This is a genomic window from Occallatibacter sp. (genome assembly GCF_049802275.1).
Taxonomy (GTDB): domain Bacteria; phylum Acidobacteriota; class Terriglobia; order Terriglobales; family Acidobacteriaceae; genus Telmatobacter.
Genome location: NZ_JBARMD010000092.1, coordinates 1 through 2,705, shown reverse-complemented (window position 1 = coordinate 2,705; position 2,705 = coordinate 1). Strand labels below are relative to the sequence as shown.

At 61.8% G+C, this 2,705-nt stretch carries 1 protein-coding gene; it reads left to right on the top strand.

All coding sequences use genetic code 11. The annotated features are described in order from the left end of the window. On the top strand, positions 1–2,698 hold a 2,698-nt coding region (locus tag WA354_RS03060), incomplete at its 5' end, for a phosphoenolpyruvate carboxylase (protein WP_472811539.1). Between the last annotated feature and the right edge of the window lie 7 nt (positions 2,699–2,705).

Here is a 2,705-nt window from a genome sequence, read left to right as displayed (position 1 = left end):
GGCTGGCGATGATCTCTTCGCGCATGTCGAGGCGCTGCGGCAGGGGACAATCCGGCGGCGGGATGCCGAAGCGCGGGGCGACGAAAAAGAAGCGGACCGGCAGGGAGCGAAGGCGCTGGAACTGGTGCACTCGCTTCCGGCGGAGCGGGCGATTCTGCTGACGCGGGCCTTTGCGTTTTATTTCGAGCTGATCAACCTGGCTGAGACGAACCATCGCAAGCGGCGGCGCATTGCGCTGCAACTGAGCGGAGAAAAGGGACGGCAGCGCGGATCCTTGGCGGGAACGCTGTGCGAAATGCGCCGTGTGAGCATCAGCGCCGAGGAGGCGATGGACTGGCTGCGGCGGATCCTGATTGTGCCGGTGTTTACAGCGCACCCGACGGAGGTGGCGCGGCGGTCGGTGATGTTCAAGCGGAGGCGGATCGGGGAGTTTCTGGCGACGCTCGATCGCATTCCGGTCCCGGAGCAGGATCTGGCGCGGCTTGAAGAAGCAATACGGGCGGAGATCACGAGCCTTTGGCAGACGGATGAGGTGAGGTCGCGGCGGCCGACGGTGTACGACGAAGTGAAGATGGGGTTGGACTACTACGATGTTTCCATCTTCGAGACGCTGTGGCCGTTGTACCGGGAGATTTCCGAGGCCCTGCTTGCGGCTTACGATCTGGCGATTGAGCCGCACGAGTTGCCGCAGGTGCTGCGCTTCGGTTCGTGGATCGGCGGGGATCGTGACGGCAATCCGTTTGTGACGCCGGAAGTCACGCGCGATGCGATTCAGCTCGCGCGCGGGCATCTGTTGTTGTATTACCAGGCGCGACTCGACGACATTATCGATCTGCTGACGACGAGCGCGCAGCAAAGGCCGGTGAGCGAGGAGTTGCGCAAGCGGTTGGATGCATACGTGGCGTTGGTGCACACGCCCGAGGCGCAGGTGTTTGGCGCGCAATACGAATTTGAATATTATCGGCGGTTCATTATCTGCGTGAAGGCGCGCATCCAGCGGACGCTGGATCAGACGGGCAGGCATGGCGCGACGCTGCCCGTGATGCCGTACACGTTGGCGCAGGGGCAGGCAAAACTTGCGCAGGTGCTGCCCGAGTACCGCAATGTTGAGGAATTTCTCGATGACCTGGAGACGCTACGGGATTCTCTTGCCGCAAATGCCGGGATGCGGATTGCGCGGACGCTGATCGATCCGCTGATTCTGCAGGTGAGGACATTTGGCCTGCATCTGCACACGCTGGATATAAGACAACATGCACGGGTGCATGCGGCGGCGCTGCAGGAGGCGATCAGCGATACGATTGCGCCGCAGTTGCCGTCAGGGATGTCGGCGGAGACCACGTCGGTGCTGGAGACGTTTCGCGTGGTCGCGGAAATGAAGCAGGGATGCTCGCCGGAGGGGATCCGGCACTACGTGATCAGCGGGGCCTCGAGCGTGGAGGATGTGCTGGCAGTAGTGAGACTGGCGCGGCTGGGCGGGGTGACGGTGGAGGGATCCGGCAAAGATCCGGGGCTGATGCCGGTGCCGCTGTTTGAGTCGATTGAAGATCTGCAACAGGCGCCTGCGATTTGCCGGGAGTTGTGGAGCCGCGCGGATTATCGCAGGCTGCTGGCATCGTGGGACAACTGGCAGGAAGTGATGCTGGGGTATTCGGATTCGAATAAGGACGGGGGAATGCTGACCAGCACATGGGAGATTTTTCGAGCACATCGCGGCCTGCACGATGTGGCGCGCGAATGTGGCGTGAAGCTGCGTCTGTTTCATGGGCGCGGCGGGACGGTGGGACGCGGCGGCGGACCGACTCATCGCGCGATTTTTGCGCAGCCGATGGATGCATTCGAGGGGCAGCTTCGCATAACGGAGCAGGGCGAGGTGTTGAACTTCAAGTACGCGGATGAGGTGCTGGCAGAGCGGAATCTGGAGTTGATGATTGCGGCGTCATTGGATGCACTTGCCCGGCCGAACGCACGCGATCCGGAGGGGCATTTCACGGGCGTGCTGAAACCGGAGTGGGAAGCGGCGCTCGATGAGTTGTCGGAGATCTCGTTCGGGTTTTATCGGAAGCACATTCTGGATGATCCGGATGTGGTGACGTACTTCGAAGAGTCGACGCCAGTGGGCGAACTGGAGCACGCGAAGATCGGGTCGCGGCCGGCGCGCAGAAATAAATCGCCGAAGTTGTCGGACCTGCGAGCGATTCCATGGGTGTTTGGGTGGACGCAGTCGCGGCTGCTGGTGCCGGCGTGGTTCGGCGTTGGCTTCGCAATCGAGGAGTTTACGAAGAAGCCTGGCTCACTTGCCTTGCTGCAGGAAATGGCCAGCGAGTTTCCGCTGTTTATCGATCTGTTGCGCAATGTGGAGATGGCGCTGGGCAAGGTAGACCTGGCGACGGCCAGGCTGTATGCGGAGCTGGTGAAGGATGCGAAACTCCGCGAGCAGATCTTCGACATGCTCGAGGGCGAACTCCATCGGACAGTGCGGGCGGTGCTGGCGATTACAAAGCAGAAGGAACTGCTGGAGACTAACCGCGTGCTGGCGCACTCCATCAGGCTGCGGAATCCCTATGTGGACCCGATGCATTTGATCCAGGTGGATATGCTGCGGCGGAAGCGGGCCGGCGAGGACACACCAGAAGTGAACCGCGCGATCGCGGCGACAATCAGCGGGATTTCTGCAGGGCTGAGGAACACCGGCTGAGCACCGG